The organism is Mesorhizobium sp. M7A.F.Ca.CA.003.01.2.1 (assembly GCF_003998945.1).
Lineage (GTDB): Bacteria > Pseudomonadota > Alphaproteobacteria > Rhizobiales > Rhizobiaceae > Mesorhizobium > Mesorhizobium ciceri.
Genome location: NZ_RZRA01000934.1, coordinates 1 through 2,179, shown reverse-complemented (window position 1 = coordinate 2,179; position 2,179 = coordinate 1). Strand labels below are relative to the sequence as shown.

2 protein-coding genes and 1 pseudogene are annotated in these 2,179 nt (G+C 61.1%); all 3 read left to right on the top strand.

From position 1 onward, the window contains the following. Nucleotides 1–297 precede the first annotated feature (297 nt). Nucleotides 298–1,341, top strand: a complete 1,044-nt coding sequence (locus EN969_RS27880; protein ID WP_013532256.1) for an enoyl-CoA hydratase/isomerase family protein — start codon at nt 298–300, stop codon at nt 1,339–1,341. Next, entirely contained in the window at nt 1,338–1,760 is a 423-nt protein-coding gene (locus tag EN969_RS27875) for a DUF6163 family protein (RefSeq protein ID WP_024504684.1), read from the top strand. Before EN969_RS27880 ends, EN969_RS27875 begins: the two co-directional genes overlap by 4 nt. 238 nt (nt 1,761–1,998) lie before the next feature. Next, nucleotides 1,999–2,179 (top strand): annotated as a pseudogene (locus tag EN969_RS27870) (MarR family transcriptional regulator); the annotation flags it as partial.

The window sequence follows — 2,179 nt, the reverse complement described above, 5'->3', positions numbered from 1 at the left end:
GAGCGCTGAAGAGGTCTCCCAACCCCCCCGCCATGACCGGGTGAACAGCCAAGCAGAGGCTCAGCCCGATTGCCACCGGCGCAAGGTGCGAAAATCGAGTCATAAACAATCGTCCCGTTCGAAGACCCAGCAGGTACGCTGCAATGAACTCTACCCAGTTTTCCGTATTGCAGCTCTATTTTTAGCACTGGCTCCTGGTCCGGGCCAGAGCTTGCACCGGTGTCCTCGCCATTGACGCACCCATGCGCCACGCTTTAGCACTTCAGTCCCGGCGGCCGGGAGAGGGATTCTTTCACGATGGATTTTGGCGGAGGCGACGAGATCCGCTTCGAACATCTGGGCCGGGCCGGCGTCGTCACCTTGACGCGGCCGCAGGCGCTCAATGCCTTGACGCACCGCATGATCGGGGCGCTCGACGCCGCTCTTTCCGCCTGGGAGGCCGACCAGGGCATCGACGTCATCGTCGTCAAGGCAGAGGGCAGGGCCTTTTCGGCCGGCGGCGATATCCTGCATGTCTATGAGACAGGTCGGGCGGGAAAACCGCCGGTCGAGTTCTTCGCCGACGAATACCGGCTCAACGCCCGCATCAACAGCTACAAGAAGCCCTATGTCGCCCTGATCGACGGTATCGTCATGGGTGGCGGCGTCGGCATCTCCTTCCACGGCTCGCACCGGGTGATGACCGAGAATGCCCAGTTTGCCATGCCGGAAGTCGGCATCGGCTTCTTTCCGGATGTTGGCGCCAGCCACCTGCTGCCCGATCTCGGCGGCTCCTTCGGCATGTATCTGGCGCTGACCGGCAATCGCATTCGATATGGCGATGCGCTGTGGTCTGGGCTGGCCACCCATACCATCAAGGCCGAGGACCAGGCTGGCTTCCTCGACCGGCTGGCGTTGACCGGCGATCCGGAATCGGTGCTGCGCGGCTTCTTCGTGCAGGCAAGGCGAGAAACCGACAGGCCGACGCTGGAGGCGATTGTCCGTCATTTTTCGCAACCGTCCCTGAACCGCGTCATCGACAGCCTCGAGCGTGCGGCCGCCGCCGATGAGTTCGCGGCAAAGACGCTGGCGACGATCCGCACCCGCTCGCCGACCAGCCTGCGCGTCGCCTGGCGGCAGATCAGCGCCGGACTGACGCTGTCCATGGAAGCCTGCATGAAGATGGAGTTCCGCATCCTCAACCGGATGCTCGCCGGCCATGATTTCTACGAAGGCATCCGCGCTGCCATCATCGACAAGGGCTCGAAGCCGCAATGGCGGCCGGCAAGCCTCGCAGCGGTCAGCGAAGCGGATGTCGACGCCTATTTCGCTCCGCTCGGCGAACGGGAACTCCTGATATGAGCGAGGTGACCTCAAGGCGCATCGTTCTGCAGCCCTCGGGGGTGGAGGTGATCTTCGCCTGGTTCCAGCGCGTCATATCGGGCTACTGCCTGCTGTTCGGCATTCTCTACTGGATCAAGCTGATCGGCTTTTATCCGGGCACACTGTGGCGTTTCGACCTGATGCCCGTGCACTGGCAGGTCGCGGCGGTGGTGCTCGCCGTGTTCTTTCCCTTTGCCGCTGCCGGCCTGTGGATGCTGGCGTCCTGGGGCCCGGTGATATGGTTCATTTGCGCGGTGACCGAGACGGTCATGTACGCCGGCTTTCCCGAGTTGTTCGGCCACCGCTTGCTGATTGTCGTCTCGCATGCGGCGGTGGCGGTGCTCTACGTCGTCTTTCGCGTCGTCATCTACCTGCAGAAGCGCCCGGTCCGCCACTAAGCCGTTGAACCCATTGGCGGCCCGGCTGTCGCCTCGAATGAGCCCTGCAATCGTTGCCGAAATCTTTAGGTTAATTATCCTTGCTCGGGTGACCGTTCGTTAAGCCTCTTCCGAAACCTCTTACCGGTAAGCTCTTGTTAGCCCTAGCGTTTAAGTCGAATTTTATGAGTATTCGATAGTGTCGCGATCAAGGTGAAAAACAAAAAATCACCAGGGCGACAAACGAGAGGCAAAGACAATGATCAATTCGCGTCCGGCGGCGAAGACCGCCAACGTATCCGACGATCGCCGTGAGGCTATCCGTTCCCTGTACATGGAATCGCTGCAGCTTGTTGAACGGCTGCACCGCCGCCTGCTTGATGTGATCAAAGACGAATTCGACCGCAACGGCCGTTCCGACATCAATGCCATCCAGGCAC